The organism is Yimella radicis (assembly GCF_054778255.1).
Genome location: NZ_BAAGZR010000013.1, coordinates 1 through 525, shown reverse-complemented (window position 1 = coordinate 525; position 525 = coordinate 1). Strand labels below are relative to the sequence as shown.

Genomic DNA, 525 nt, shown 5'->3' with positions numbered 1-525 from the left:
ACCCTTGTGGGGGGAGCCGTCGAAGGTGGGATTGGCGATTGGGACTAAGTCGTAACAAGGTAGCCGTACCGGAAGGTGCGGCTGGATCACCTCCTTTCTAAGGAGCGACAGTGGCCTTTCATCACCGAGTGTGTGGTGGGGTCCTGCTCAAGGGTGGAACATCAATCATGGTGCCCGTGACCGGGTGGCCGTCTCGACCAAGTACGAACCGGTGGTTCGGCTGATGTGAGTGATCACGGATGCTGGGTTGGGGTTGTGGAAAGGTGTTGGGGTGGTTGCTGGGTGTGGGGTGTCGGCACGTTGTTGGGTCCTGAAGAAACGATCTTCGGCGACTGGTACAGCTCCTTTGTGGGTTGTGGTGGTGGTTGGGGTTGTTTTTTCTGGGTTGGCAGGCTGTTCGCCGGCTGCACTGAATGATCTGGGCTTGTGGGTCTGGGTTGGTGTGGGTGGTGGTGGTGCTGTGTGTTGTTTGAGAATTGCATAGTGGACGCGAAGCATCTGTAGTGCTCTGTGAAGTTTTTTTGT

1 rRNA gene is annotated in these 525 nt (G+C 56.4%); it reads left to right on the top strand.

Annotation, left to right across the window (positions count from 1 at the left end):
* Nucleotides 1-97, top strand: a 16S ribosomal RNA gene (locus tag ACYU8W_RS11545); the annotation flags it as partial.
* Nucleotides 98-525: the final 428 nt, after the last annotated feature.